This window comes from Winogradskya humida, from assembly GCF_016862215.1.
Classification (GTDB): domain Bacteria; phylum Actinomycetota; class Actinomycetes; order Mycobacteriales; family Micromonosporaceae; genus Actinoplanes; species Actinoplanes humidus.
The window spans coordinates 1-25850 of the sequence record NZ_BOMN01000113.1; the positions used below are offsets into that span (position 1 = coordinate 1).

Here is a 25850-nt window from a genome sequence, read left to right on the forward strand (position 1 = left end):
GGGCTTCCGTTAGCGCAGCAGGAAAGCCGCTCCGGGAAGACCTGTCACCCGGGAGGTAGGCTCATTCGGTAAAGCACCTTGCCGTTGAGCTCTCCTCCGCCGAACCTCGCGTAGAAGCTACGGGCTATCCCATTGTCCGCCTCGGTCTGCCACTCAACACGGCTACACTTGCTGCGTTTCGCGACTTCGAACACCGTCTGCATGAGTAGAGTACCCACCCGACGGCGGCGCGCCGATGCGGAAACAAACAGTTCCTTTAGGAACAACGAACGCGTTAGTCCCGCAGCGGGCCACAGAAATGAATAGGTGGCGAACCCGACAAGATTGTCACCATCCCATGCAAGCAGCATGTGCGCGAAGTAATCCTCAGAGAACAACGCTTCGTGGATCTGACTCCGCCGCTCTTCCAGCGGATCATTGCGCACGTCGCCGTAGAAAACGTCGGCTTCAGCAGCCAATGCGGCGATCTCCTCGATGTCTGCGACCGATGGGCCGGCGACTCTGATCATGGGGAGATGGATTCTAGAGCTGCGACCCACGGGAAGCCGGCGATCATCTGGCCTCCGGCTCCTGGAGGATGCGGCTCCCACCGTCCGTCCCCGATCAGCACGTCTACGCCCTCGTCGCGCAGGGACTTGACGGCACGAACGAACGGGTGCCGGGCCGCCAGGGCAGAGTTCACGAAGGGCAGGATGGCCGTTGATGTGCCGCGGCCGATGGCTTCGGACGCAACGCTGAGCGCATAGTTGTCGTTGATACCGGCCGCGAGCTTATTGATGGTGTTGTAGGTGGCTGGTGCCACAATCAGCGCGTCGGATGCGCTGGGCCGCGGGCCACTGGCCCTCTGGCCGTAACCACTACGTACCTCGACGCCGCTCGTGCCTTCGAGGGCTGCCACGTCAAGGAAGCCAAGTGCTGATGGTGTGGCTACGAGGTTCACGATCCAGCCGCGCTCAGCAGCCAATGCCATCAGGTTGCCGATGTTTGGCGCCGGTCCGGCGCCGCAGACAACGATGCACAAGCTTCGGCCATTGCTCGGTGTCGTCATCCGGCGAGCGCCCGAACTTCAGCGTTTCGGCTTCGCAGCGCTGCGGTCATACGAGCCAGTCAGCGATGTCCTGGATAGCGGCCGCCTGCCACGCCTGGGTCTGAGGATCCGCATATCCCGGATCATCGGGGACAGCGATGCCGTGCTGCGCCCCATCAATCTCAATCAGCCGGCTGGAGGCGGGGATCTTCGCGATATATTCGCGGGAGCTTTGCACCGGGATGAACGTGTCGCCGGTGCCGTGCAACACCAACGTGGGCGCGAAGATCTGTTCGAGCGCCTGGTCCGGGCGCAGATAGAAGACTTCGTTCAGCAGGGGCCGGCCCAGCTTGAAGGTGGGCGAGTGAGGCAGGAAGCCGTTTCGACTGAGCTCGCGCCCGGCGTCGTCGTTGATCTGGTCGTGTGACCAGTATGGTTTGTCGTCGACGAACCGTTTCTTGTAGTTGATAAGCGGGTTGATCAGGACCAGTTTCGCGACGTCATCGGGGTACTGCGCAGTGAAGTAGGCACAGATGCCCCCGCCGAAGCTGGCACCCAAAATGTTCACCGGGACGTCGCCGGCGAGCCGGCGTACCTCGGCAACCGCCGCGTGGATGTCATTCACCACACCTGACAGAGTGAGATCCTCTTGCTGGCCCGCGCTCTCTCCGTGGCCCCGCAGGTCAAACCGCAGCGACGCGACACGCCGTTTAGCAAGGCCGTGCGCTAGTCGGGTGAAGAAGCCGCCTTCCTCCCGGGTGGCACCGCCGCCGTGGACCAGAACAACGCTGGACGTAGGGGCTGTCGTGGGTACTTCGAAGGAGCCACGCAGGAGCAGTCCATCGGCACTTCGAAAGCTGGTTGACGTCGTTGTACTGGTTCCGTCGTCGTTGCCCATTCGGGTCCTCCGGCCGCACTGGGAGCAAGGCCAGTAGGCTACCGCCATAGGCGGACGACAGGCGAAGCAAGAAGACGCTGCCTGCCGCAGAATTCCGGTATCGATTTCCACAGTGCTGTGGTGGGTCGGCCCTCAACTGCCTGAGCTGCACCTACCGCCCTCCACAAGCCCCAGAGGACTGAGTGAGTGTCAAGGGCCGGGTCCGCAGTGGGCTCCGCCCCCTAGGTCGGCACGTAGCTGAGCGGCGGCCTGACAAGGTCGGGGAGCTCCACCAGCGATTCGATCACCCACCTTGCGCTCTCGCTCACGGTCGGATCGTCGGCCCACAGCCTGCCCCAAGGTCCGCGCTTGATCAGCACCGGGTGCAGGCCGGCCTCGCGAGCGGCCTTCACGTCGTAGTCGCGATGATCACCGACGTAAGCAATCTCGTGCGCGTCGCCTCGGGCGAACTCAACTACCCGCTCGAAAAAACCAGCCTCGGGCTTGGCTACACGCCATTCGCTCGAGGTAGCCAGATCATCAACTGGCAGATCCAGTCCTCGCAAAAGCTGACCAGCCCGTACGGTCTGGTTACCAGCGACGCCGACCCACACGCCCCGCCGGCGCAGCTCGGACAGGGCTTGACGGACGTCAGGGTAGAGATCGTGGTCCTCAATCTGCTCGCCGACGCCGGCCTGTTCACGGCGCTGGCGCTCGACAACGAGGTCGAAGCCCGGTTTGACGTACTGGAAAGCTTCAGCGTTGTTGCGACCCTGCGCGACGACGATGCCGATCAGAGCCGAAAGCGTGTGCCGCGGTACACCAATCCAGTCCGCCCAGGCGTTGAACTCCCGAGTGTCGTCAAGCAGCGTCTCTCCGACATCGAAGACCACGGATTTGATCACGTGCCTGCGCTCTTCTCATCTCGATAGCAACTGCGGGCCAGGCTGTTTCCTGATGCGACGATTGCGCCGGCGGCTCGACGCATCGCGCGACTCTAGGTCCAGAAAGGTGGCTGGATTCCTACTCGCTAACGATCCCGCCAGGATAACGGGGAAATCTGAACTGCCGCTTCAGCGACTCGACGACCAGTTTCCGTGTGAAGGTCTTTTCTGGCCGAATCCACCCATCCGCCCGTACGGGCTACTCCAGCATCGCGGTATTCGATCGCCTGTAGCAGCATTTCCACCTTGTCTGCGTCCTTCGCACACCGGGCCTCGATACTCACGCCGGTTTCGTACTCGTCTACGGCTTCGCGGACCATATCGCGCGAGCGTCCGGGAAGCCCTTGCGTTTGATCTGCGGTGATCCGTCGGGGATCGGGTTTGGTCATGTACGGGGTAGCCGTGTGGGGGAGGTCGCCCGTGCGGGTCTCTTGGCTGTCGTGCCAGAGCGCCAGGAACGCGGCTCGCGCCGGATCGGCTCCCTCTTCCACCGCGATGAGCGCCGCCAGCTGGGCAGTGCGCATGGTGTGCTCAGCGACCGATTCGGGGTCCTTGACGCCCACGTGCCACCAGCCGGAGCGCCGCACGCGTTTGAGCAGGCCCAGTTCGAAACCGAATCCTGCGAGTCCTTCAGCGCCCTCTGACATGTTCGATCCTCTCCGATCGGCATACGCACCGCGTGGTGAAGTCCGACCACCTGCTCACGCTCGGTACGAGCGAGGCCGTTGCTGGACGCGAGCGTATCCAGGACTCGGGCCAACGAGCCACGAGACTTCATTAGACAGTGCACGCCGACCGTGTACCGGAGTCCGACCCCTGTGGAAGAATGGCCGGCACCGACCCTCAGCTGGCCTGGGAGCGCGAGTGAGGAGGGTGGATGCCGAGTCGCAACAGCAGCGAGATCAATCCGGACGCCCAACCCGGACGTGAGCCCAACGCCCTCTTCCGCAACGCGCGCGTCCGCCTGTATGGAACTCAGGAATCCCTGGCCGAAGCCGTTAATGCACTTCTACCCGAAGCAAATTTTGTGACGGCGAACGAGATCGGGAAGATAGAACGCGGAATCGTCACGTTTCCTCGACCAGCAAGACGTGCCGCCTTCCGAAGAGCCCTGCAGGCTGCAACGGAATCCGAGATTGGCTTCTTCGACTCACGCAGGGCAGCGGTCGATCGCCCACACGTCCTTGACGATCAGCCGGAGGAGCATGGCGCTAACGTTCTTAGTGAGGACTCAGGCGCCTGGACGGTGGATTGGCTCTCGGAAACAGAAAACGAAGTCGACCTGAAAGACAGCGAAATTTTTCTGTCAGCAATGCACTCCTTTCGGGCCGCTGACAAAAAAGTTGGCGGTAGCTTCCTCTACGATACCGTGCTCCGATACCTCCGCACGGAAGTTGCGCCGAAGGTGCGCAATGCCGATCCGGACCGCGATAGCGACATATTTCTCGCAGCTGCCACCATGACAGAGATGGCCGGCTGGATGGCTCATGACGCCGGACGTGATGAGGTCGCTCTGCGACACTTTGCACGATCACTCGATCTCGCGAAAGTCAGTAAAGATGTGCAGCTAGGCGTCCATATTTACGGCAGCATCAGCCACCTCGCCAACCATCTCGGCCGCATACCCGATGCAATCCGGTACGCACAGCAGGGGCACGCGTTGTTATTTCGGGTCCCGCGCCAGCCCGACCTGGAAGCAAGGCTATTTTCGGTGCAGGCGCGCAGCTACGCCGCGCTGGGTGACAAAAATGAGTGCGTTCGCTTAATCGAAGACGCGGACAATGCGCTTCGAGCGGCCCCTGAAGCAGATCCTTCACCCTGGACAGGCCCATTTGATATCGGCTCGCTTGCAGGCGAAGCTGCGAGATGCTTCCGTATCCTAGGCGACGTGACCAGAGCACAAAAGCATGCCGAAACAGTAGTGGCATTGAGGCAAGAGAGTCAGGCACGCAGTCGCGCTTTCGGGCAACTGATTCTCATTGCTATTCTAATCAGGAGAGGCTACCCCGAAGAGGCTTGCGAGGTCGCAGAGCAGGTACTTGAAGCAACAGAGCACCTGAGTTCCAACCTCGTCACCCAGCAACTGCGGGAGCTGAGGGTAAATCTTGACCCCTACAAGGCGAGCAAGAAGGTCGCCGATCTAGTCGCTCTACTCGATGAGGCGTTGCGGCAACGCGCATGGCTGTATAGATGGCCTAAAGGACGAGAAGAACAACCAGTGATTGGCTATGCGGCAAAATGGTGACACCCGACTCCCCACTCTACGAGCGGGATCCGAAAGCCTGGCGCGAATATCTCGCAGAGGGTAATGCAAAGCAAGCCAGGAAGCGCGTAAGTGCAGATGTCATCATCCGCGACGCGGCGGGAAAGATTCTTCTCGTCAATCCTAGCTATAAACCGGACTGGGATGTCCCTGGCGGGATGGTGGAGGCCAACGAGCCGCCCCATGTCGCAGCACGTCGAGAGCTGAAGGAAGAACTCGGGGTCGACCTACGCGTTGGGCCCCTTCTCGTCGTGGACTGGGTTTCGCCGCATGATCCCTGGGACGACCTACTCTCCATGGTTTTCGACAGTGCTTCCCTCACGAGCGAACAGATTTCAAAAATCCAGTTCCGGGACAAAGAAATCTCCGACTACCAGTTCTGCGATCGCACTCAAGCAGCAGAGCGGCTACGGCCCTACGTGTGGCGACGCGTGGCAGCAGCCTTGGACGCTCAGGAATCGAAGAGTGCCCTCTATCTTGTAGACGGCCACCAGGCAGGTTTCAGGTGAGCGCGGAGCTCAACCCAAATACGGCGCCCACGCCCCCACATACCATCGCACTCGCGGGTTAGAGGCGCCCCTGTATAGACGATTCAACACATGCATCACGTTCTGATCCGTTCATGCTAACGCGACTTCTGGCGCCGGCACACGGCCAGGCAAAAGCAATGCTCCGTGTTGCTGGACTGCGATACTGGCGACATGTACGCCCGCTCTGGCCGCCTTCGCCACGTCTTGACCGCCGGAGAAGTCGAGCGCAAATGCGCCAAGAAATGCGTCTCCGGCGCCGCTGGTGTCGACCACTGTCACGGGGATGGCGGGAATTTTCCCCGCGGTCCCCCGGCCGTGGTAGAACGCCCCTTTGGCGCCGGCGGTCACGATGACGATGTCCGGTCCGAGTTGTCGGAGTTCCGCTGCTGCATCTTCCGCATCGATGTCGGCGGCACCCAGCACAGCGGCCGCCTCATGCTCGTTGACCACGAAGACGTCGAGTTCTGCCAGCAGCTGCCGGTCGAAGTCGGGATGAGGCAGAAGGTTGCCGATCAACAGGCGCGGACGCACTGTCTGTAGCGCCGCTCGCGCAGCTTCGGGCTGGAGGTCAAGCTGAGCGACGATCACGTCGGGCAAATGCTGTGTCAGTGCCTGGGAGATCGACGTAGCCGTGAGCTCTGTCGCGGGCGACAGTGCGAGCGAGACGTAGGACTCGCCGTTCGGCGTGACCTGGATGACGGCTGCTGCCGTCGAGGCGCCGTCTACGAGCGTGAAATGTTCGGTGTCCACGCCGGCGTCCATGACGGCAGTGCGAAGCCGTTCCCCCCATTGGTCGGCGCCCGCGTTGGCGATCAGCTGAGGTCGTCCGCCGAGCCTTCCGACGGCGACGGCTTGGTTGAGCGCCTTACCGCCGGCAGTGGAGTTGAGAGCGGAGCCAAAGGCGGTGCGTCCGGCTGATGGCAGATGCTGGAGGCGAATGGTGAGATCGATGTTGGCTCGACCAATGACGGCAACACGATCCCTGGCCCGTGTGGTCATCGTGTTTTCGTACCTAGGTCGTCGGTTGCCGCGGCGAGTGCGGTCCTCAAGGATTCACGGCTGTCCGTCGTGGTCAGGAGGATTTGCAGAAGCAGGCGCGCTTTGTAGGGGTCGAGGATCCCGGCCGGGATGAGGCCTCGGGCGATCAGATCGCTTTCGGAGCCGGGAAAACCGTAGGTATCGGTGGCGGTGAACCCGGAGCCGGTCCGGGAAGCAAACACGACGGGAATCCGGCCCGCGATCTCTTCGATATTGGCGACCCATTGCTGGGGGACGTGGCCGGCGCCGAACGCGGCGATGACGAGGCCGTCGAGGTGGCTGGCCAACGCGGGTAGGAGGCCGCCGTCGTCGCCGAGGGTCGCGGTGTAGAGCCCGACACGCGGCACCGGCTGATCGCGGTTCGGTGCGGGTGGGCGGTAGCGGTGCGCGGGCCGGTTGACGAGGCGTACGTATCCCTCGACCACGTATCCGAGCGGGCCGCCGTTCGGGGAGATGAACGTCGAGGGGCTCATGGTGTGGCTTTTGCGGACGCGCGCGGCGGCGTGGATCTCATCGGCGAGCACGACGAGGCAGCCCAACCCTCGAGCGTGCGGGCTGGCGGCAACGGTGACGGCGGCGAGTAGGTTGGCCGGACCGTCCGCTCCAGCGAGCGTCGGGTTGCGCATGGCCCCGGTGACGACGATCGGCGCTTCGGTGGCGTTGAGCAGGTCCAGCAGGTATGCTGTCTCTTCGATCGTGTCGGTTCCCTGGGTGATCACGGCGCCAACAGCACCATCGGTGAACTGCTGGTGGAGAACATCGGCGAGCTCGATGATGTCTTCGACCGTCAGGGACGTGCCCGGCTGGCTTCGGAAGCTGCTCACGGCCAGGTCGACGCCCAGGCCAGCGAGCCCGGGGACGGCGGCGACCAAGTCTTCGGCGGATAGGCTTGGGATGACGCCGCCGTTGCCGGCCTGGGCCATCGCTATCGTCCCGCCAAGCCCAACGACCGCGACGCCCGGTACCTGGGCGACCTGCCTACGGGACACGGAAGCTCCTTCTGCTGTGCCTGCCGACCGATGACGAGACCGGCGACGGGTTGATTGGTCTGAGGCGCGCCTGGGGATTCACCCGGGCGGGGTCGCCGCCGGCCGGCCGACAAGGCGAACTCCGTCTTTGCCAGGCCGGACCACGGTGATGACGAATCCGGACGGCAGCGTTGCCTGGTCACTGCTGCAGCGGGTACTGGTCGTGGTGGGATGCGGCACGTCGATCGCTACCTCATCGATCGCCCCCGCGGAAAGAAGGTCGCGGACGAAGACGGTGTCGCCGAGCACGAGCACGCGGCGGCAGCCGCCAAGGAACAGTTCCTCCAGAACGTCGACGCCCGCGCCGGAGCGAACGCCCCTCCGATAGTGCAGCCGGTCCGGCCCATGGCCGCCGGGCACGCCCTCCTCGACAGCTCCGTCCGGTGAAACCACAACGTCTGCCGCACGTCGAAGATCATCGACGGACGCCGCCGGCGATGCTTCGCGGTCCGCCAGACCGTAGTGCCAGGTCACCCACGGCCGCCCGCGTTCGGTGGCCACCAGCCACGGCCCCAGCACCAGGCGGGCTTCCTCGGCGAGCACGCCGACCTCGACGTCGACCCCGGCTGCTCGCAGGACAGCGATCCCGCCGTCCCCGCGCGACGTCGGATCCCGCAACGCGATGACGACCCGGACGATACCGGCGCCCAGCAGCAGTTGCCGGCACGCCGGCGTCACGCCGATGTGATTGCACGGCTCTAGCGTGACGACGGCCGTCCCGCCCGCCGCGAGTGGCCCCGCGGCGGCGACGGCGTGGGCCTCAGCGTGCGGTTCGCCCTTGCGCATGTGGAAGCCGGCGCCGGCACGGCATCCACGGCGGTGTAACTTCCTGGCCACCCTGATGCTCAGCCAGGGCGTGCCGATGATCTCGCACGGTGACGAACTCGTCGAGGATGACACAGCCGACAGGCGGGTTCGGGCTGGTCGTTCCCAATCCATGCGTCGACAGCGCGATAGCCTCCCGCAGTGCCTGCCGTTCGGCTGCAGAGGCCATCAGCTCACCGCCCCCATCGCGCCGAGGCCTCGGCCAAAGGCAACTTCGTGATGGCATGTCATGGCTGCCGGCCGCCGGGTACGGAGGGTCCACCATCGAGAGTCTTGGATTCGTCGGGAGACGTTGCGTCGATGCCCACATCCCTGAGCAATGCTATGGCACTGTCGGCAAGGTCGTGCCACGGGAACAATCGGGTGGACGGTGGCCCCATGTTCGGGGTGGGCAGCGGCCATCGTTGCGGGTCGTACATCACCCGCACTCCCCAGGACCGCAGCGACGCGATGCTGGACAGAAACGCCGGGTGCCGCACGAGAGCGGCGTTGGCGGTGGGAACGGCGATGATCGGCAGGCCCATGCCGATGGCTTCGTTCAGCATGCCCAGCGCGAGCGTGTCGCTCGCCCCGTACGCCATCTTGTTGATCGTGTTGAACGTCGCCGGCGCGACAACGAACGCATCGGGCCGGGGCAGCACGTCCGGTTCGTCGGGCTGCTTGTAGTCGTACCGAACGACATGACCGGTCAGGGCGGTGAGCGCCTCGCGGTCTAGAAACTTCAGGGCGGCCGGCGTCGCGACCACGCACACCAGCCACCCGACGGCTTGCATCCGGGCGACGAACGCGGGCAGGTCGGCGGCGGGACGTCCACCGCACGCAACGACATAGAGCACCGGCCGACCAACAGGTCGCATGTGGTTCCTCACTCCTCGGACCCGCTGACTCCGGATCGAGCGGATCCCGCCCGGACAGTATCGCCGCCCCCACGCGCAATCCGCGTCCCGGCAAGCGGGCGGTCCCGGGCCCAGCAATGTCGATTGCGGCTATTGCCATCCACTCAGAGCGAAGGGCTGACCCTCTTGAAAGGCACGGACGCAGGCGGACGTGAACGGGTAGGTGTTCGACGGCAGCAGCTCGACGGGCGCCCACTCGATCTTGGCGCACTTGTGGGGCTCGGCGTTGACTGGCTCACCGTGCCGGGCCGCGTCGTAGGCCGCGGTGAAGACCAGGCCGACGCGGGACTTCCCCGCGTTGTTGCGGTGGTGCACGGTCGCGACCATGCGCGGCTCCTGCGGGTCGAGGTGCAGACCGATCTCTTCGCGGGTCTCCCGAATGACGGCGCTGAGGGCGTCTTCACCGTGTTCGAGTTTCCCGCTGGGCAGGTTCCATTGGCCGTCGGCGTAGCCGGTGCCGTCACGCAGCGCGAGCAGCACCTGGTCGCCGTCGGTGAGCAGGAGAAGCACGTCCACGGGGTGCAGCGGTGCCGGGTTCGTCACGACCGCCGAGGCTAGCCGGTCACCTCCCGCAGCAGCGGGTCGACCCGCCGGGCGATCCATGCCACCCGCCCGGCCGTGTCCAGCCCGGCGGGGACGTCGATCAGGTCCAGGCCGACCCCGGCGCAGGCCGCCTTGACAGCGTCGGCGGTCTCGGCCTGCAGATGCCTGACCTTCGCCCGCAGCGGGTCGGCCGGCTGGTCGAAGGTGTCCCCCAGGTAGAACACCGCGTCGTAGGTCGCCGGCGCCCAGGCCTGGCAGAACACCGCCATCGCGTCGAGCACTGCTTCCTCGTGGCTGCCAGTCGGCGCGGCAAGGACCATCCGGGCGTAAGCGAGGACGTTCACCACGGTCTTGTCGCAGATCAGCAGCTGCTGATGCCGGGCCGCACGCAGCGTCGCAGACAGTTGCGCCGCGTACAGGTCGACCTCGGTGGGCAGGTCGAAGCCACCCTTGCCGTGCAGCACGATCTCCTCGATGAACGCGCTGGTGCGGGCCGGCTCGCCGGTGCAGTCGACCAGCACACCTTGTTCCCGGTAGTGCGAGGTCAGCGCGTGCACGAGGGTGGTCTTGCCGGCAGCGTGGGTGCCCTCGATGCCCACGAGCACGCATCCGCGCACGCTCACTTGCTCGCTCCTTCGCCGAGCAGGTCCCGGAAGGTCGGATGCTCCAGCCAGCCGACCCGGCCTGCCCACTGGGTGGCCAGATTCGCGTTTACGTTCAGCGGCGCCCGCCAGGACAGGTAGCCGACGGCGCGCAGTGCGACGTAGGCGGTGGACAGGCTGTGCCGCAGATTGAGTACCGTCACCCGTTCGCGGGCCTGCACGTCGCTGCGGTGCAGCCAGTCGCGGTGCAGGGCGGTCATCGATGCGCGGGCCAGCTCGGGTTGCGTGACATCGAGGTTCAGCTCTCCGCACACGTCGACCAGCCGCCGCGAGGTCTGAGCAAGGACGTGTCCGGCGTCGTACCGGGTGTCGATCACGCGCTGGCTGCCCGAGTCGCTGCGCCGATCGCGCCATGCCTGCCGTGCGGCCGTCAGCGCGGCGGGCACCGCCGGGCCGGCGTTCGCGCTCAGCACGGCGAGGTCGCTGCACAGTTGATGACCGACGATCAGATCCGCGTTCTCGCAGGCGGCGCCGATATCGGCGGCGGCGGCCTCAATCAGATCTGGGCGTTCGTCATCACGATCCAGGTACAGGCTCGTGGACCAGAACGGCAGTCCCCCGTCGACCCGGACCGCCGTGTCGGACACAGGGACAGCGATCCACACTATCGAGTAGCAGAACGCCCGGTTACCGTCCTTGATCTGGTAGTTCTTGCTCCACTCCACGTCCACCGAGGCGATCAGCCGGCAGCCGGAAGGGCGCGTGGGAATCTGTCCCGGGCCGTCAAGATCAGTGATCACGTGCACGGTTGTCCTCCTCGGGGAGTCTTCGCGGTGCGCAGATGCCGGGACTTCGGTGGCCGCCGCCCCGATCCCGGGGCTGTTTGTCGAGGCGGCGGCCACCGACCCTAACGCCGCCTACCTGGCGGGGCCGGCAACCGGGTGCGGCATCGTGCCGATCAGCTGCCTCTCGCCCAGATCGCGGCCGGTAGCGGCCGGGCAGCCGTCCTCTCCGGGGCTGGACAGCACATCCCAACCGGCCCGCTCGATCGCATCGGGGACGCGAAACGTGCCCTCCCATGTGTAACGGCTGGTGTGCAAAGCGGCGGTCAGGCCGACGGCCAGGCACCGGGCCAGCGCCCGCCGGGCCACCTCGCCCGCACAGTGGCGGCATTCCGGGATCTGCATGGGTGTCGGTTCCAGGGGCGTGCCAAGGTCAGCGCCGGTCATGCCGGCCTCGGTTCCGGTGTCGACGATGACCGCCAGACCCCGTTGTTTCTCCTGGTCGTTCCATGCGGCCCGCATACCGTCAACCCCACGCAACGGCACCTCCGCCAGAGCGTTGATTCTCGCGAGGTCGGCGCCTAACTGGTGGCCGGCCACGATCGCGGCGTGGCGGCGGGCCCGAGTCAGGGCCCGGTCGGCCACGGTCAGCAATCGGGGCACCTCGGCGGCGTCATCGATGACGGTCGTGTAAAAGCCGATCGACAACGTGTCGTCGCTGACCTGATAGCTGCTGCCGCGCCGCCGGATCCGCAGGTACACCAGCGAGACCGCCACCGGACGAGGTGGCCCGTCCTGACCTGGAGTCCAGTCGAACGTACAGGCGGCCAGCATGTCGACGTGCTGGCCAAACGGCCGCTGGTCAGCCCCGAACGGCGTCTCCGGCCATCCGAGGTTGGTGAAGTCATGCACGGGCATGACCCCCCGCTCCAGCGGGAAGGCCAGCGTTGGCCACGGTGCGGATGCTCTGCCCAAGGTACTTAGCGAAGTGGTTGCGCTTGAACCGGTACCGCGCCCAAATTTCCGAGACCGGTTCGTGGAGCAGATTCCCGAGGGGTTCCAGCAGGTCCGGCTTGTCGTAGACCGGCCACGCGCTGGCCTTACCATTCACCTCCACCAAGATCATGTGACCTTCGGTCTGCGGCGTCCACGCCGTCATCCGCAGCGCCGGCCGCCAGTCGTTCACCGCCCGCGCCTCGGTGAGCCGGTCGAAACACTGGCCGGCCTCCTGCAGGCTGATGAACTCGCTCACCTCCAGATCCAAGGCGTTGCCCTTGCGCAACGGCAGAATCATCTTCAGCTTGCCCGCGCCGATCACATCAGCGATCTGGTACGTGTACGGCAGGGCAGGCAGCGTCGAGCGGTACACCACTGCCGACAGCGACAGCGGCAGCCCTACGTCCATGAACGCCCGGACACCGGCCATGACCAGGTCATAGTCACCCCGCACCCGGTTGGTGGTGGCCCGAGGCCCCTCCAGCCCGACATTGACGAATGCGACCTTGCCGACCATCGCCTTCGCGTGCTGCAAACCGCGGGTGGCGTTCGTCGGGATACCGAGAATGAAGTCGCCGGTGTACATGTCCACGATGTCACCGAAGTCGCGGCGCATCAGCGGCTCGCCGCCAGACAGGAACACCCGGCCGACGCCGGCCAGATTCCCCCGAATCGAGTCCAGCTCCCCCAGCGTCGGGTCGGGAAGCTGCAGCGTCTCCGAACAGAACGAGCAGTCGAAGTTGCACCGCTTCGTCACCTGCAGGATCACCGACAGCGGCGCAGTAGCGGCATCGGCCAGCGCGGTGACGTCTGCGCCATCGACGACGGTGAAGTGGTGTCCGGCCGTAAAGGCGACTGCACCTGGGGCCTGCGGCGGCGTGGCGGCGGGAACGGCGGGCATACCCAGCATGGTCATGATCGGGTCTCCTCGAGGGGTGAGGGCGAATCGGTTTGGGTTCCGGTCGACCGGTGAATGGCGGAACCGGAGCCGGGATCTCGCAGAGCGCTACCCAGTCGCAGACACGGGCACCGGGGGTCCCGTCAGCCGTAGCGAGCGAGTCAGCGTTCGGCCGCACGCTGACGACAGCGGCTGGTGCCAGAGCTTGGACCCGGGGCCGACCCGGGGACCGCTCCCTCGGGCCGTGGTGACGGATGAAACCTCGAACGCATTGCCACGAGGTTCTTCTCTTGCGACGTCTGCCGACCATCGCCTGCGGCGAGTGGTGGGACGGGACATTGATGCCGTCTCGGCGTGCGGGCGCTGACAGCGGGACCACGGTCAGCGCCTGCACGACGTGAGCCGGTGCTTCGCGTCGGCTAGCTGTCGAATTCGCCCTTCTTGGCGCCGCCGACGAAGGCCTTGAACTCCGAGGCGGTGAAGGTCAGCGTCGGGCCAGAGCGATCCTTCGAGTGCCGAACCTCGACGCCGCCGTCCTCGCGGTAACGAACCTCGACGCAGTCGGAGTCACCACCGGAGTCACTGGACTTGAACCACCGCCCGACCTGCGGGTGTCGCGCCGCGACCGTGAGTTCATCGTCGACATTAGCGGTCTGCGGATCAGGTGCATCGCTCATGTTTCATCTCCTACTCAGAAAAGCCTCAGCCGCTGCGGTAAGGCAATCAATGGATTCGGCCGGGCTCAGTGCCGCCTGTCGCAGGTCGTCCGCGAGACCGGTGTAAACGGTCACCTTTTCTCTCCCGTCTTCTTCATGGTCATGGAAGAGCAGGTCGACGACATTCGTATCTACCACGGCGACGACAGGGTCTTCGGGGTCAGCAAAGGTGTATCGCGAGAAGGCCGTGCGCACTTGAGCATGCTCGTTGAGTCCCGCCGAGAACGGCAAGACCCTAACGGAAACCGAGCGAATGTTCAGTGCCGCCCCTATAAGGTGTTCCAGCTGCTCGTGCATGACGTCCGGGGGCGCCGAACGACGTAGCAGCACGCCCTCATCAATGATGACTTCCAACGGAGTCGCACGCGGACTATCAAGGATCGCTTGCCGCTGTTGCCGAGCCTCCAGCATGCGAGCTTTCGAGAAGCGGCGAGAACTCGCGGGCCGATCCGCCTCGGCTCGTACCGCAGCGAACCTCCGCGTTTGCAGGAGGCCCGGCACGAGACACGGCTGATACTGAAAGATCTTGATGGCACCCTGCTCAAGGTCGGCAGTTCGGGCCTGACGCGGACCCATCTCGTCGTCGTAACGCTCCCACCAGCCCGGAGTGGCCGCTTGTTCCGCGAGCTCCATCACCTTGTTCAGCCGGTCGGGCCGGACGTTGAGGTGCGTCAGGATGCGGTGGATCACCCGGGGATCGACTCGGTTCTTAGCGGTTTCGATGTGACTTATCTTCTGCCGCTGAACTTCGGTTTCGCGTGAAAGATCCTCCGTTTTGTAACCGGCTTGCTGGCGGACGTCGAGCATTTCTTCGGCGAGTCGCAGCCTGCGCACGTAGGGACTGACCGCCACGACCACACCTCCGATGACCAACCTGGCGTGTATCTACCCAGATTCTTAGCAGACTCTGACGGCAATGGCGTAGCCCTCCTCTGAGAGGGTGATCTTTTCCTGACCAGGCATTTACCGGAATCTCCGCAGGTCAAGGGGCACACTTCCCCCCTAAATTCCCTTTTAAATTCCCCCTCGATTCCCCTGTTTCTGACCTTCCCACCTCGCACGGGATGCGTGATCGTGGAGGCACACAAGCACTCGCTGGTCGGCAAGAACACACTTCCCGCCGAAGTCGGTTTACACGGGCAATGCCGTTCTGCGTTCTATAGCTGCTCCGGGGCGGGCGTGCTTCAAAGTGCCGCCCGCCTCGGAGAGTAATCCACACCGATTTTGACTTCCCGCACGCCGATACCGGCAACGTCTCGTCACCGCGACGGAGACCGAAGGAGGAGAAGCCGATGCACCCGACACCGCAAGCCGATCAGCCTCCCCTCCTTGGCGTGCGGGCCCTTGGTGGTGTGCCGGCTGCCGGGCCGGCACACCACACCCACCATGTCCTTCCCCTCCACCTCGCACCGAGAGACCCCTCATTCATGTCCTCTCCTTATTCAGCGAGTATCCGTTCCCTTCGTCCCCCGATCCGTGGTCGGGCGTGGACGGCGGCTCGACAGATGCCGACAGGCCGTCTGTGCTTGTCGTCTGACGAGGCCCGATGCGCGAACCGCCGCTGCGCGCCGAATGCAAGCTGCCGATGCACATCGGCTCGGACTGCAGCGCGGCTCTTGACGGCAAACCGATTGCCGTTCCACCAGCGGATGACGGCGTTGCACGATGCGCAGTCATGCGGGTTGCTGACTTCAGCGTATTCCGCGGTGACGGCGTGGGACGCCACGGTGGATGGCAAAGAGGGCCCCATGAGCGGCAGGCTGGGCCATCTGGCGCGAGTCGCGACGCATGATGTCACTCCGGCGCCTGCGGTCCTGGCATGACAGCGGCGGCGGGTGCTGAGCCGGCTCGGGCCGGGAGACGTTGGCTGCGTTTGGCGGACCGGCGGATTCGCACGAAGTTGGTGCAGTTGGTGGCGCTGCCGTTGGCGTTGACCGTGGCGTTCGCGGCGGTGACTGCGGTGACCGTCTTGTCGGCGGCGGCGGATATCGGTCTGGCGCAGCAACTGGTCGAGGTGGGTCTTGCAGGCAATCGGCTGACTGAGCAGCTGCAGCGGGAACGGGCTGCTGCCGCGCTGGTGTTCACGCAGGACAGCACGGCTGCCGTGATCGAGTCCTACCGGGCCCAGTGCGAGGTCACTGATCATGCTGCGGCCGTCTTCGCGCGGGCCCAGGGGGATCGGGATGTCACTACCGGTGTGGCGGAGCCGCTGAGCCGGTTGAATCAGCAGCTCGAGGCACTGCCGTTGCTACGCGAGCAGGTACGCAGCGGTCGTGACGCGTCAGGCAGCCTGGTGACGTTCCGATACACGGCTTTAGCGCAGGGACTGCTGCGTTACGGGCAGGCCCTCAGCCAGGCGGACGTCGATGCCGACACCGCGGACCGGCTGCGGGCGGTGTCGGTGCTGTCGCAGGGGATCGAGGCCTTGGCGACGTTGCAGGTGACGGTGGAACCGGCGATCGCCGCGCGAACTTTGACGCCCGCAGAGCAACAGCAGGTGATCGCCGCCGATGCCGGTTTCACCGACAGCCGGGACGCGTTCCGGCAACTCGCACCCCCCGCATGGCAGTCGCTACTGACCTCCCAGCCTGGCGGGAAGCAGATTGTGGCCGGCGAACGGTTGCACAACATTGTCGTGCGCACCGATCCGGACACCCGGCTCGCGCTGGGCACGTCGGCTGTCGGGTGGGTGAACGCGATGAACGCCCGCACGCAGCAACTGCATGCGGTGGAGGCCCGCTTCGGTGAGGAAGTGGTACAGGCGGTCGCGGACGCTCACCGCCGGCAGCAGCGCAATGCGGCCCTGATCGCCGGGCTGGTCCTGGCCGGGCTGGCAGTAGTACTCGCTTTCGGCTGGCGGGTCTCGCGATCGATGACCGGTCCGCTCGGGGATCTGGTCGCGGAGATGACCACCATCGCCACAGTCCGGCTCCCGGCGATGGAGACCCGACTCAGCGAACCGAACGCGCAGATCCGGGAACTCGACGAGCTAATCGCGGACGCATCGCGGCCGTTGCCGGTACACGGTGACGACGAGATCGGCGCGGTGGCCCGCCTATTCAGCCAAGTCCTTCAGCTCTCCGCGCGGATCGCGGCCCGCCAGGCCCAGTTCCGGGGCATCGTGAACGTGGCGTTCACCTCGTTGTCCTTTGAACTGCATGGCAAGATCGACAAACTCACTGACGCGCTGGACGGGTTGGAACGCGGTGAGGAAGACCCCGAGAAGCTGGCGCAGCTATTCCACCTCGATCACCTGGTAACAGGGCTGCGACGTCCGGCCAGCACGTTGCAGCTGTTCGCGGGTGGGCGGGTCGGCAAGGCCCGTGAAGATCCGGTGCGGGTCACCGACGTGGTGAAGGCGGCATTAGGCCGGGTCGATGGCTATGAGCGGGTCCAGGACCGCGACGTGGACATGCAGATCCTCATCGACGGGGATCTGGTCGAGGAACTCATCCACATTCTGGTGGAACTACTCACCAACGCGCTGAGCTTCTCCCACCCTGACCAGCCGGTGTTCGTGTCCGCGCATGCGAGCAGGAATCAGCTGTTCCTGCAGGTGCGCGACCGGGGCGTCGGGTTGAAGGCCGACCGCCAGATTGACCTTCAGGATCGGGTCGAGACGTTCCACTTCGACACCTACACCGCGGTTCATCATGGGTTCGCCGGCATCGGCCTGATCGCCGCACGCCGCGGTATCACGGTGCAGCTGCATTCGGTGACAACTGACGGTACGCAGGTCGAGATCGTGGTCCCCGATCGCTGGTTCCGCCTGGAGCCGCTTCCGCGCCTCGATCCGCCCCCGGCGGCTCGGCGTCGGCCTACCACCGCCGATCCCGCTGCAACGATGCGCATGCCGGCACTGGTCTCGACTCCGCCGCAGCCGCCGCCAGTGTTGGTCCGGGCCGCCGATGCCACACGCGAGCTACAGACCGTCGCCCCGGCCATTCCCGCAGCCCCGCAAGACGTAGTCGCGCATGAGCCGGAGCCGATCTACCAGGCCGTCGCGGGACGTAATCCGCTGTTCGACCCCGCGGCGAGCTCGCAGCAGGTCCTCGCTGCCGTGAGCCTGCAGTGGCAGCCCAGCCCGGCGGTCGTCGCTCCCGCCGTCACCACCACGCAGAGTGGCCTGCCGGTCCGCATGCCTCGCGTCCCGCAGCAACGCGACCGCGAGCGCAGCGCTCCTGCCGTGCCCGCGCAAGTTCGCGCCTCCCCCAAGGTCCAGGCGCAATGGGCGTCTTTCGGGCAGAGCTCAGCCTCCTTCATCACCGCGAAGTGATCATCCACTCCCTGCAGATTGGCTGTGTCGTGTCTGTTGCCCAACTTGGCTCTCTCCGTCAGCGACCCGATTTGGCATTCCTGCTCGACGACTTCGAACGGGCTAACCGGTTCGCCGTGCGCACGCTGGCCATCGCCCGCGATGGGCTGGTCATCATCCGCAGCCGCTCGGTGCACACCGACATGGGTGACCGGCTGTCCGCGCTGTGTTCCGGGTTCTCCTCGATGGCGATGGGCATGGCCCGCGAGTTCGAGGCTCCGGAGATTGTTGATGTCGCGATCCGGCTCGAGGTCGGCTTCGTCGTCATCGTCGGCCCGTTCGACAACGCCGTACTCATGACCCTGGCCCATCCCGACGCCAACCTCGGCGAGGTCAACAACGCCCTGGTCAAGCTCGGGCAAACCATCGTCGACCACATCAGCCCGACCGCCCGCACCGCGCTCTGAACACGCAGCGGGCGCTCCCCCGGGCTCGACCCCGGCGCAGCACGGTCCCGCACGGCGGGCGGCCGGAACACCACCCACCCCTCACCGAAGTTTCAAGGAGAACCGTGACATCGCACCCCACGCTGCGAATCCCCGTCGCCCGGCTGAAACGCATGGGCGCCGCCCTGACCGTCGTACCGCTGCTGGCACTTTCCGGCTGCGGCGGTTCCAGCCTCGACGACACACCGAACGCCGACAGCACCATCACCATCGGCGCGATCTGGGCCCAGAGCGGCAACTACACGCCGCTGGGTACCGACATGGCCAACGGCTTCAACCTGTACCTGACAACGCACGGCAACAAACTCGGCGGGCACCCCGTCGTCGTCAAGACCGCCGACGAAGGCGACACCGACGACACCGCCCTGGCCGCGGCCCGCAAACTGCTCGACTCTGACCGCGTGGACGTGCTGGTCGGCACCGCCAGCGCCGTGCCGACCGTCAAGATCGCGCCGAAGGCCACCACGTTGAAAATCCCGTTTATCGGCACCGGTGGCCGGCCCTCCACGATCAAGGACGTGTCCTACATCTGGCACACCTCGTGGCTGTCACGCGAGACCGGTGCCGCAATCGCCCCCTATCTGGCACAGACCGTCAAGGGCCCGGTATATGCGATCGGTCCCGCCTACACCGGCGGCTACGACCAGATGGGCGGTTTCATCGACGCGTTCCGTAAGGTCGGCGGGAAACTCGCCAACGCCGAAGGCGACAACCCCAACCCGGACGCGGCCTTCGCCACCACGCCGTACCCGGTCACCCCGGACTTCAAGCCCTACCTCAACAAGATCAGGGCCAGCGGCGCCAAAGCCGTATACACCTTCTACGCCGGTGGTCCCGCGACCAAGTTCGTCCACGCCTACCGTGACGCCGGACTGTCTGACATTCCGCTCTACGGCGCCGGGTTCCTCACCGAAGGCTCCCAGCTCAACCCTGATCAGGAAGGTGACGCCGCCACCGGCATCCAGACGGTCCTGAACTACGCCGCAACCGTGCCCGGCCAGGACAACGCCGACTTCGTCCAGACGTTCCAAGCGAAGTACCCCACGATCCCGAACCTGTACAACGTCACCGCCTGGGACGCCGCAGCCCTGTTGGACCAGGCCATCGCCAAGGCCGGCCCGCACCCGACCGGCGAGACGATCAACGCCGCGATCGGGACGATCACCCAGATCAACAGCCCCCGCGGCACGTGGCATTTCAATGCCCAGCACGCCCCCGAACAGCAGTACTTCCTGCGCGAGGTCCGTAAGGACGGCCGCGTGCTGTCCAACGTGGTCATTCGCAACTTGACCACCAACATCGCCGTCTCGGCCCCGCCTGCCGCGAAGTGAGGATCCCCACGATGACCACCGAAACCACGAATACCGGGTCGGCGTACGGCTTCGACAACAGCACCCCCGACGCCGCTGACCAGGTTGACCTGCTCGCGGGAATCCTCGACCAGCACACCTTCGGCGTCCTGGAAGGCCTTGGTCTGCCGATCGGTGCCCGCTGCGCCGATCTAGGCGCCGGTCGAGGCACCGTAGCGCTGTGGCTCGCCGAGCAGGTCGGCCCGGACGGACATGTCCTGGTGATCGACACCGACCCGCGACATGTACCGGCCCACCCCCGGATCACCGTCCGCACCGGCGACGTGGCCGCCCTGAAACTCGAACCGGACAGTTTCGACGTGATCCACGAGCGGCTGCTGCTCATGCACGTCGCCCGGCGCGAGGAGGTTGTGCAACGCCAGGCCGCCGCACTCAAACCTGGCGGGGCGCTGGTCGTCTCCGACTGGGCGACCGACCACCTCGAGGACATGTTCGCCGCCGGCCCCGACGACATCCGGCAGCTGTTCCTGACGTTCCAGCACGCCTTCGTCCGCAGCCTGGAGCAGGGCTCCGGCATGGACTCGACCTGGGCTCGGCGCGTCCCCGACGTCATGGCCAGCGCGGGGCTCGTCGACATCACCAGCGTCACGTTCAACCAGCTGTGGCGCGGCGGCGAACCAGGGATGCTGCTGCACGCCTCCAACAGCCGCCAGAAACAGGACCTACTGCGCGCCGCCGGTATGACCGATGCCCAGCTCGATCAGCTGCGTGAAGCGATGAACAACCCGGACGTGATGGCCCGGTCCTGGCCGATGCACACCACCGTCGGTTTCCGACCCGCCGCCTGATTCTCGCCACAACCCCTGCCATGGAAAGGAGTGCGCTGTGGTGTCCGACCTGGTTCCCTGGGCGGTGACCGCGCTCGGCGGTGTCGCCTACGGGCTGTTGCTGTTCGTCGTTGCCGACGGGCTGGCGCTGATCGTCGGCGTCATGAACGTCATGAACCTGGCCCACGGCGCCTCCTACCTGGCCGGCGCCTACCTCGCGTGCTGGCTCGCCGACGGCACCCTGACCGGGCTCGCCGTCGCCGTACTCGCCGGGATCGCGGCCGCCGCCATCGCCGGTGCCGGGCTCAGCGTGCTGCTGAAACCGCTGGCCGGGCATACCGAACAGGCCGCCGTCACCCTCGGTATCGGCTTCATTGCCTCCTGGGCGTTCACACGCCTCACCGGTGGCAACACCTTGTCCCCACCGCGGCCTGCCATTCTGGACGGGCATCTGTCGTTCGCCGGACACGGCTACCCGGTCTACGACCTGACCTTCATCGTCCTCGCCATTCCGCTCGCCGCCGGCATGTATCTGATCGTGCGGCGCAGCATGGCCGGGATCCGGCTCCGCGCCGCCGTCGACGACCCGCTGATGGCCGCCGCCCAAGGCCTGTCCGTTGCCCGGATCCGCACCATCGCCCTGGCCACCGGGACCATGCTGGCCGTGACCGCCGGGGTGCTCGGCGCGCCGGTGATCGGTCCCGGCCCCGGCGTCGACAGCCACGTGCTCACCCTGTCGCTAATCGTGGTCATCCTCGGCGGCGCCGGCACCAACATCCGGGCCCTGCTTACTTCCGCGCTGCTCGTCGGGATGGTCGAGAACATCGGCGTCGCCACCGTCCCCGCGCTCGCCTCGTTCTCCCTGTTCCTGATCGTCATCGCCGTGCTGGTCGTGCGTGGCCACCGTCAGGCGGTGAGCGCAGCATGAGCACCGTCACCGCCATCACGCCCGACGCCATCAACGCCGCCCGCCCGCCCCTGCTCCAGCGTGCCTCGGCGAACCGGTGGCGGCGCCCGCGCCAGGGCGTCGCGGTGGCCGCCGCCGGACTGGCGGTGGTCCTGCCCGCCATCACCGGCCGCTACGTGGTGACCCTCGCCGCCACCGCGATCATCCTGGCCCTGCTCGCCATGAGCACCCAGCTCCTCGCGGTCGCCGCCCTGCCCTCGTTCGGGCAGACCGCGTTCCTCGCCGTCGGCGCCTACACCGCCGCCCACCTCGCCGATGCGGGCCTCACCGACGGTCTGCTCCAGCTATCGGGCGCGACCCTCGCCGCTGCCCTGGCCGGCGCGGCGGTGGCGCCGGTGGTGCTGCGCACCCGCGGCACCACGTTCCTCATGGTCACCATCATGATCCAAGGCCTGGCCGCCGCCGTCGCCCTGCACTGGACATCGGTGACCGGCGGCGACGAAGGTGTCGACACCCCACCCGTCACCCTCTGGCCCGGCCACCCGCTGACCGAGGCCGCCTACCAGTACTGGTACGCCCTCGCCGTCCTCGCCGCCTGCGGTGCGGGCATCGGCTGGCTGATGCGCTCCCGGCTGGTCCTGGTCCTGCGCGGGCACGCCGGCCACGAACCCCGCATGGCAGCCCTCGGCCACCACCCCACGATCGGGCTCGGCCTCGGCTACACCGCCGCCGCCGCGATAGCCGGGGCCGGCGGTGCACTGCTTATCGTCGTCAACCAGCACGCCGGGCCCGCCGACCTCGGCTTCGGCACCGCCGCCGCCGGATTCGCCGCCGCCGCCCTGGGCACCTGCCTCACCGGCACCCCCACCATGACCGGAGCCCTGACCGCCGCCATCGCCATCATCGCCCTGCGCGACGCCACCGGCAGCAACGGCACCGGACCGCTGTACCTCGGACTGCTCTGCCTCACCGTGCCCTACCTGCGCCCCACCGTCCTACGGCTGCACCGCCACTGGGCGCGCCGATCGGAGCCGACCGCATGAACACGCTGCTGCACCTCGACGAGATCTGCTGCCGGTACGGCGCCGTGACCGCCCTGCACCCGCTCACCCTGCACATCGCCGCCGGCGAACGCAGGGCGATCATCGGCCCCAACGGGGCCGGGAAATCCACCGTCCTCAACGCCATCGCCGGGACCGCCCCGCTCGCGACCGGACGCGTCGTGTTCGATCAGCAGCCGATCGCCGGCCTGACGCCAGCGTCCCGTGCCAACCGGGGTATCGGCCGGACTTTCCAGCACCCCGGTGTCGTCGACACTCTCACGGTCGCCGACAACGTCGCCCTCGCCGTGCACCTTCCCGCCACCCCGCCCAGCGGCGGGCGTCGCCGGGCCCGCGACACCCGCCGCGCCCAGGTCACCACCGCCCTGAACAACGTCGGGCTCGAAGCGCACGCCACGAAGCCGACCGAGCAGCTGTCCTACGGCCAGCGACGGCTCCTCGAGATCGCCATGGTCCTCGCCGCCGAACCCCGGCTGCTACTGCTCGACGAACCCTCCGCCGGCCTCGACCCACACGAGATCCGCAACCTGGCCCAGCTGATCCGCGCACTGCCGGACGACATCGCCGTCATCGTCGTCGACCACCACCTGCCCCTGGTCTTCGCGCTCGCCGACACCATCACGGTCCTGGCCGCCGGACGCCACATCGCCACCGGCACACCGCACAACATTCGCACCAACCCCCAGGTCAACGACGTCTACCTCATCCCCACCCCGCAACAGCGGCCCACCTCCCACGCCGTGGACCTTGACGTCCTGGCATCCCCGTCGTGGCCGAGCAACCCCGAACTCCGCACCTCGTCGGAGCCGGCACCGCAGCCGCCGGTGGTGCTGCAGGTCGAGAGGCTACGCGCCGGCTACCACGGTGCCCCGGTTCTCCACGACATCGACCTGACGGTCACCAGCGGGGCGATCCACACGATCTTGGGCCGTAACGGCGCCGGAAAATCCACCCTGATCAACACCATCGCCGCCACCCACCCGGCACTGCCCGGCACACAGATCCGGCTCGACGGCATCGACCTGCCACCCGGGAACCCCACCCGGACCGCCCGGCACGGTGTCGCTCTGGTTCCACAAGGCCGGCACCTGTTCGCGAGTCTGACCATCCGCGAGCACTTGGCGTTGGCCGCCCGCCACGCCCGCCGCCACGGGCGGCCTCCCGGTGATGTCCGGTGGACAACCGACGACGCGCTGGATCTGCTGCCCGCCCTGCGCGACAAACTCGGCCGTTACCCGGCACAGCTGTCCGGCGGCGAACAGCAGATGGCCGCCCTCGCCCGCGCACTGCTCACCAGCCCCCGGCTGCTGCTGCTCGACGAACCCACCGAAGGACTCGCCACCGCTGTCGTCGACCAGCTCACCCACGCGATCACCCGCATCGCCGATCAGAGCGTTGCGATCCTGCTCGCCGAACAGAACCAGCACCTCGCCCTGGCCGTCGCTGACCAGGTCAGCGTCCTTGACCACGGCCGAATCGCGTTCACCACCACCGCCCGCACCCTCCACGAACCTGCCACACGGACCCGCCTCAACGACTTGCTCGGCGTCACCACCACAGGCAGCCCCTCGTGAACGGCACCTCGCGCACCCTCGCGCAGCCACGCACCCCGGCCGGTGGCATACACATCTCCGATCTGGTGAGCATCGCCGCCGAGGCGGCAGCCGACCGCGACTATCCACACGACGTCAGGGACCTGATCTCACGGCGGGCGTGCCAACTCGCTCAGCATGCCTGCACCCCGACCGCAGCCGCAGCGCTGTCCGCGACGCGTACCCGCGCCATCGTGCTGGACGACGCCGGCCACCATCAGCAGGCCGCCGAGCTCTGGGGTCAGCTCATCACCCGGCACCACACCGTGGGCCAGGCAGGCCCGGCCCTGCAAGCCCGCTTGGCCCACGCCACCTGTCTGCACCGCCAAGGCCGCTGTATCGAAGCCCTCGACCTCATCACCATCGCCTGGCAGACCGCCACCGAGACAACTGACGACGACGCGCCGACGGTGGCCACGGTTCTGCAGCTGTACCGGCTGATGCTCGACGCCTGTCACCCCCGCCCCGGAACCGCGCAGATCAACCCACCCCAGCTCGCTGGGCAGCCAGACATGCTCGCGGTCCTCCCACCGGTCGCCGACGCGGGCGAACATCAGCAGATCTGCGCCTACCAGGCGCCCGCCCGCAGCCGAGCCCGCCGATGACCCCCGACGAGCAGCAGGCCCTGGCCGAATCGATCCCGGTGGCCCGCCAACTATCAGCCAACGGAGACCGCGACGGCGCTGTCGCCCTGCTGGATCTGCATCTGAGCAAATTGGATCCGCAGCTGGCGCCCGACGATCGGGTTCTGCTGGAAGCCGCCACGCTGCACTGCGCCTTGACCGGGGACCTGCGATGGCTGCACTACAGCATCCGCGCCGGCCGCAACATGCCACGGCCACGACCACGGCCGCTGTCACCACGCCACGGCGAACCCTGCAGCATGGGCCATTCAGGCGACCTGGCACCCGAGCCGGGCCGGCGCCGTTCGCCCGACCACGCTGCCGTCTCGGACACGAACCCGCCGATGCAAGTGCTGAGCGACGCGCAAACCTTGCACGCCCTGGGCCGCTGCGGCGAAGCCATCCGCACCGCCACCCGAGCGCTGAATCTCTGGCGTAGCCAGTTCCACAGCGCCGAAGAGGCGAATGGTGGGGCGACTCTGCTGGTGTGGCTGGTCGCCATGCTGTGTGCCTGCCGCCGCGATGACGACGCCGAGGCCCGCCTGCTCGCCGAGGAACTACTCCTGGCCGAACCGGGCACCGCTGAACGCGGCGAGTTCGCCGTCTACGGCATCCGCGTCCTCACCCGGGCCTGCACGACGCATGACGACATCTGCGCGCGCGGGCAGCTACCGCCGTCGCTTGCCGAGCTCGGCGCACCCGCGACTACCGGTGCAGCTGCCCGCCCATGGCACGAGCGCCGCGATCGCTGGTGGCGGCTGCTTCTTACCGGTGATCTCCGATGAACGCCTCCCAAAGTTCTCT

General features: G+C 66.6%; 27 protein-coding genes. 11 read left to right on the forward strand and 16 right to left on the reverse strand.

Going from position 1 to position 25850, the window contains the following annotated elements:
- Positions 1 to 44: 44 nt before the first annotated feature.
- The 5 genes from Ahu01nite_RS38970 to Ahu01nite_RS38990 form a co-directional block, all read right to left on the reverse strand.
- Positions 45 to 509 carry a GNAT family N-acetyltransferase gene (locus tag Ahu01nite_RS38970; protein WP_203841770.1) on the reverse strand — a complete coding sequence of 155 codons (465 nt, stop codon included), beginning with the start codon at positions 507 to 509 and terminating at the stop codon, positions 45 to 47.
- A complete protein-coding gene (locus Ahu01nite_RS38975) occupies positions 506 to 1048 on the reverse strand; it encodes a flavoprotein (RefSeq protein ID WP_203841771.1) in 543 nt (180 codons plus the stop codon). Before Ahu01nite_RS38975 ends, Ahu01nite_RS38970 begins: the two co-directional genes overlap by 4 nt.
- 46 nt (positions 1049 to 1094) lie before the next feature.
- Positions 1095 to 1925, reverse strand: coding sequence for an alpha/beta hydrolase (locus tag Ahu01nite_RS38980; RefSeq protein ID WP_203841772.1), 831 nt, complete (start codon positions 1923 to 1925; stop codon positions 1095 to 1097).
- Between the two features lie 221 nt (positions 1926 to 2146).
- A complete protein-coding gene (locus Ahu01nite_RS38985; protein ID WP_203841773.1) occupies positions 2147 to 2809 on the reverse strand; it encodes an HAD family hydrolase in 663 nt (220 codons plus the stop codon).
- A 125-nt stretch (positions 2810 to 2934) separates the two neighbouring features.
- Positions 2935 to 3495 carry an HD domain-containing protein gene (locus tag Ahu01nite_RS38990; RefSeq protein WP_203841774.1) on the reverse strand — a complete coding sequence of 187 codons (561 nt, stop codon included), beginning with the start codon at positions 3493 to 3495 and terminating at the stop codon, positions 2935 to 2937.
- 230 nt (positions 3496 to 3725) lie between these two features.
- On the opposite strand from Ahu01nite_RS38990, the gene Ahu01nite_RS38995 reads away from it, so the two are divergent.
- Both Ahu01nite_RS38995 and Ahu01nite_RS39000 read left to right on the forward strand, forming a co-directional pair.
- Positions 3726 to 5093, forward strand: coding sequence for an NsdA family TPR-like regulatory protein (locus Ahu01nite_RS38995; protein ID WP_203841775.1), 1368 nt, complete (start codon positions 3726 to 3728; stop codon positions 5091 to 5093).
- Entirely contained in the window at positions 5087 to 5620 is a 534-nt protein-coding gene (locus Ahu01nite_RS39000) for an NUDIX domain-containing protein (protein WP_203841776.1), read from the forward strand. Before Ahu01nite_RS38995 ends, Ahu01nite_RS39000 begins: the two co-directional genes overlap by 7 nt.
- Before the next feature lie 111 nt (positions 5621 to 5731).
- On the opposite strand, the gene Ahu01nite_RS39005 is transcribed toward Ahu01nite_RS39000, so the two are convergent.
- The 11 genes from Ahu01nite_RS39005 to Ahu01nite_RS39055 form a co-directional block, all read right to left on the reverse strand.
- Positions 5732 to 6640 carry a PfkB family carbohydrate kinase gene (locus Ahu01nite_RS39005; protein WP_203841777.1) on the reverse strand — a complete coding sequence of 303 codons (909 nt, stop codon included), beginning with the start codon at positions 6638 to 6640 and terminating at the stop codon, positions 5732 to 5734.
- Complete coding sequence (locus Ahu01nite_RS39010; RefSeq protein ID WP_275411813.1) at positions 6637 to 7668, reverse strand: asparaginase; 1032 nt, start codon at positions 7666 to 7668, stop codon at positions 6637 to 6639. The genes Ahu01nite_RS39005 and Ahu01nite_RS39010 overlap by 4 nt, the downstream gene beginning before the upstream one ends.
- A gap of 78 nt (positions 7669 to 7746) precedes the next feature.
- Positions 7747 to 8493 (reverse strand): hypothetical protein, encoded by a 747-nt coding sequence (locus Ahu01nite_RS39015; RefSeq protein ID WP_203841778.1) that lies wholly within the window; start codon positions 8491 to 8493, stop codon positions 7747 to 7749.
- Between the two features lie 266 nt (positions 8494 to 8759).
- Positions 8760 to 9389, reverse strand: a complete 630-nt coding sequence (locus Ahu01nite_RS39020; protein ID WP_203841779.1) for a flavoprotein — start codon at positions 9387 to 9389, stop codon at positions 8760 to 8762.
- Between the two features lie 129 nt (positions 9390 to 9518).
- The gene (locus Ahu01nite_RS39025; RefSeq protein WP_203841780.1) at positions 9519 to 9971 is read right to left on the reverse strand and encodes an NUDIX domain-containing protein; all 453 of its coding nucleotides are present in this window, start codon (positions 9969 to 9971) and stop codon (positions 9519 to 9521) included.
- 11 nt (positions 9972 to 9982) lie between these two features.
- Positions 9983 to 10594, reverse strand: coding sequence for an AAA family ATPase (locus Ahu01nite_RS39030; protein ID WP_203841781.1), 612 nt, complete (start codon positions 10592 to 10594; stop codon positions 9983 to 9985).
- Complete coding sequence (locus Ahu01nite_RS39035) at positions 10591 to 11475, reverse strand: hypothetical protein (protein ID WP_203841782.1); 885 nt, start codon at positions 11473 to 11475, stop codon at positions 10591 to 10593. Before Ahu01nite_RS39035 ends, Ahu01nite_RS39030 begins: the two co-directional genes overlap by 4 nt.
- Positions 11476 to 11490: 15 nt before the next feature.
- Complete coding sequence (locus Ahu01nite_RS39040; RefSeq protein WP_203841783.1) at positions 11491 to 12273, reverse strand: hypothetical protein; 783 nt, start codon at positions 12271 to 12273, stop codon at positions 11491 to 11493.
- Positions 12260 to 13267: a radical SAM protein gene (locus Ahu01nite_RS39045; RefSeq protein ID WP_203841784.1), complete on the reverse strand. Its 1008-nt coding sequence runs from the start codon at positions 13265 to 13267 to the stop codon at positions 12260 to 12262. The genes Ahu01nite_RS39040 and Ahu01nite_RS39045 overlap by 14 nt, the downstream gene beginning before the upstream one ends.
- 401 nt (positions 13268 to 13668) lie before the next feature.
- Positions 13669 to 13926, reverse strand: a complete 258-nt coding sequence (locus Ahu01nite_RS39050) for a DUF397 domain-containing protein (RefSeq protein WP_203841785.1) — start codon at positions 13924 to 13926, stop codon at positions 13669 to 13671.
- A gap of 3 nt (positions 13927 to 13929) precedes the next feature.
- Positions 13930 to 14817: a helix-turn-helix domain-containing protein gene (locus tag Ahu01nite_RS39055; RefSeq protein ID WP_203841786.1), complete on the reverse strand. Its 888-nt coding sequence runs from the start codon at positions 14815 to 14817 to the stop codon at positions 13930 to 13932.
- Between the two features lie 1060 nt (positions 14818 to 15877).
- On the opposite strand from Ahu01nite_RS39055, the gene Ahu01nite_RS39060 reads away from it, so the two are divergent.
- From Ahu01nite_RS39060 to Ahu01nite_RS39100, 9 genes are all read left to right on the forward strand, one after another.
- Complete coding sequence (locus tag Ahu01nite_RS39060; protein ID WP_203841787.1) at positions 15878 to 18241, forward strand: nitrate- and nitrite sensing domain-containing protein; 2364 nt, start codon at positions 15878 to 15880, stop codon at positions 18239 to 18241.
- 71 nt (positions 18242 to 18312) lie between these two features.
- The gene (locus tag Ahu01nite_RS39065; protein ID WP_203841788.1) at positions 18313 to 18687 is read left to right on the forward strand and encodes a roadblock/LC7 domain-containing protein; all 375 of its coding nucleotides are present in this window, start codon (positions 18313 to 18315) and stop codon (positions 18685 to 18687) included.
- A 104-nt stretch (positions 18688 to 18791) separates the two neighbouring features.
- On the forward strand, positions 18792 to 20057 hold the full coding sequence (locus Ahu01nite_RS39070) for an ABC transporter substrate-binding protein (protein WP_239159492.1): 1266 nt from the start codon (positions 18792 to 18794) through the stop codon (positions 20055 to 20057).
- 11 nt (positions 20058 to 20068) lie between these two features.
- A complete protein-coding gene (locus tag Ahu01nite_RS39075; RefSeq protein WP_203841789.1) occupies positions 20069 to 20884 on the forward strand; it encodes a class I SAM-dependent methyltransferase in 816 nt (271 codons plus the stop codon).
- Between the two features lie 40 nt (positions 20885 to 20924).
- Positions 20925 to 21791, forward strand: a complete 867-nt coding sequence (locus tag Ahu01nite_RS39080; protein ID WP_203841790.1) for a branched-chain amino acid ABC transporter permease — start codon at positions 20925 to 20927, stop codon at positions 21789 to 21791.
- Entirely contained in the window at positions 21788 to 22813 is a 1026-nt protein-coding gene (locus Ahu01nite_RS39085; RefSeq protein WP_203841791.1) for a branched-chain amino acid ABC transporter permease, read from the forward strand. The genes Ahu01nite_RS39080 and Ahu01nite_RS39085 overlap by 4 nt, the downstream gene beginning before the upstream one ends.
- The gene (locus Ahu01nite_RS39090) at positions 22810 to 24405 is read left to right on the forward strand and encodes an ATP-binding cassette domain-containing protein (RefSeq protein WP_203841792.1); all 1596 of its coding nucleotides are present in this window, start codon (positions 22810 to 22812) and stop codon (positions 24403 to 24405) included. Before Ahu01nite_RS39085 ends, Ahu01nite_RS39090 begins: the two co-directional genes overlap by 4 nt.
- Positions 24402 to 25028, forward strand: a complete 627-nt coding sequence (locus Ahu01nite_RS39095) for a hypothetical protein (protein WP_203841793.1) — start codon at positions 24402 to 24404, stop codon at positions 25026 to 25028. The genes Ahu01nite_RS39090 and Ahu01nite_RS39095 overlap by 4 nt, the downstream gene beginning before the upstream one ends.
- Positions 25025 to 25831 (forward strand): hypothetical protein, encoded by an 807-nt coding sequence (locus tag Ahu01nite_RS39100; RefSeq protein WP_203841794.1) that lies wholly within the window; start codon positions 25025 to 25027, stop codon positions 25829 to 25831. The genes Ahu01nite_RS39095 and Ahu01nite_RS39100 overlap by 4 nt, the downstream gene beginning before the upstream one ends.
- Positions 25832 to 25850: the final 19 nt, after the last annotated feature.

Bases quoted from the DNA above. Each gene is read 5' to 3' on its own strand.
- Ahu01nite_RS38990 (WP_203841774.1), bottom strand. From the start codon at position 3,495: ATGTCAGAGGGCGCTGAAGGACTCGCAGGATTCGGTTTCGAACTGGGC.
- Ahu01nite_RS38970 (WP_203841770.1), bottom strand. From the start codon at position 509: ATGATCAGAGTCGCCGGCCCATCGGTCGCAGACATCGAGGAGATCGCC.
- Ahu01nite_RS39100 (WP_203841794.1), top strand. From the start codon at position 25,025: ATGACCCCCGACGAGCAGCAGGCCCTGGCCGAATCGATCCCGGTGGCC.
- Ahu01nite_RS39005 (WP_203841777.1), bottom strand. From the start codon at position 6,640: ATGACCACACGGGCCAGGGATCGTGTTGCCGTCATTGGTCGAGCCAAC.
- Ahu01nite_RS39020 (WP_203841779.1), bottom strand. From the start codon at position 9,389: ATGCGACCTGTTGGTCGGCCGGTGCTCTATGTCGTTGCGTGCGGTGGA.
- Ahu01nite_RS38995 (WP_203841775.1), top strand. From the start codon at position 3,726: ATGCCGAGTCGCAACAGCAGCGAGATCAATCCGGACGCCCAACCCGGA.
- Ahu01nite_RS39050 (WP_203841785.1), bottom strand. From the start codon at position 13,926: ATGAGCGATGCACCTGATCCGCAGACCGCTAATGTCGACGATGAACTC.
- Ahu01nite_RS38980 (WP_203841772.1), bottom strand. From the start codon at position 1,925: ATGGGCAACGACGACGGAACCAGTACAACGACGTCAACCAGCTTTCGA.
- Ahu01nite_RS39075 (WP_203841789.1), top strand. From the start codon at position 20,069: ATGACCACCGAAACCACGAATACCGGGTCGGCGTACGGCTTCGACAAC.
- Ahu01nite_RS39090 (WP_203841792.1), top strand. From the start codon at position 22,810: ATGAACACGCTGCTGCACCTCGACGAGATCTGCTGCCGGTACGGCGCC.
- Ahu01nite_RS39000 (WP_203841776.1), top strand. From the start codon at position 5,087: ATGGTGACACCCGACTCCCCACTCTACGAGCGGGATCCGAAAGCCTGG.
- Ahu01nite_RS39085 (WP_203841791.1), top strand. From the start codon at position 21,788: ATGAGCACCGTCACCGCCATCACGCCCGACGCCATCAACGCCGCCCGC.
- Ahu01nite_RS38975 (WP_203841771.1), bottom strand. From the start codon at position 1,048: ATGACGACACCGAGCAATGGCCGAAGCTTGTGCATCGTTGTCTGCGGC.
- Ahu01nite_RS39045 (WP_203841784.1), bottom strand. From the start codon at position 13,267: ATGACCATGCTGGGTATGCCCGCCGTTCCCGCCGCCACGCCGCCGCAG.
- Ahu01nite_RS39015 (WP_203841778.1), bottom strand. From the start codon at position 8,493: ATGCGCAAGGGCGAACCGCACGCTGAGGCCCACGCCGTCGCCGCCGCG.
- Ahu01nite_RS39040 (WP_203841783.1), bottom strand. From the start codon at position 12,273: ATGCCCGTGCATGACTTCACCAACCTCGGATGGCCGGAGACGCCGTTC.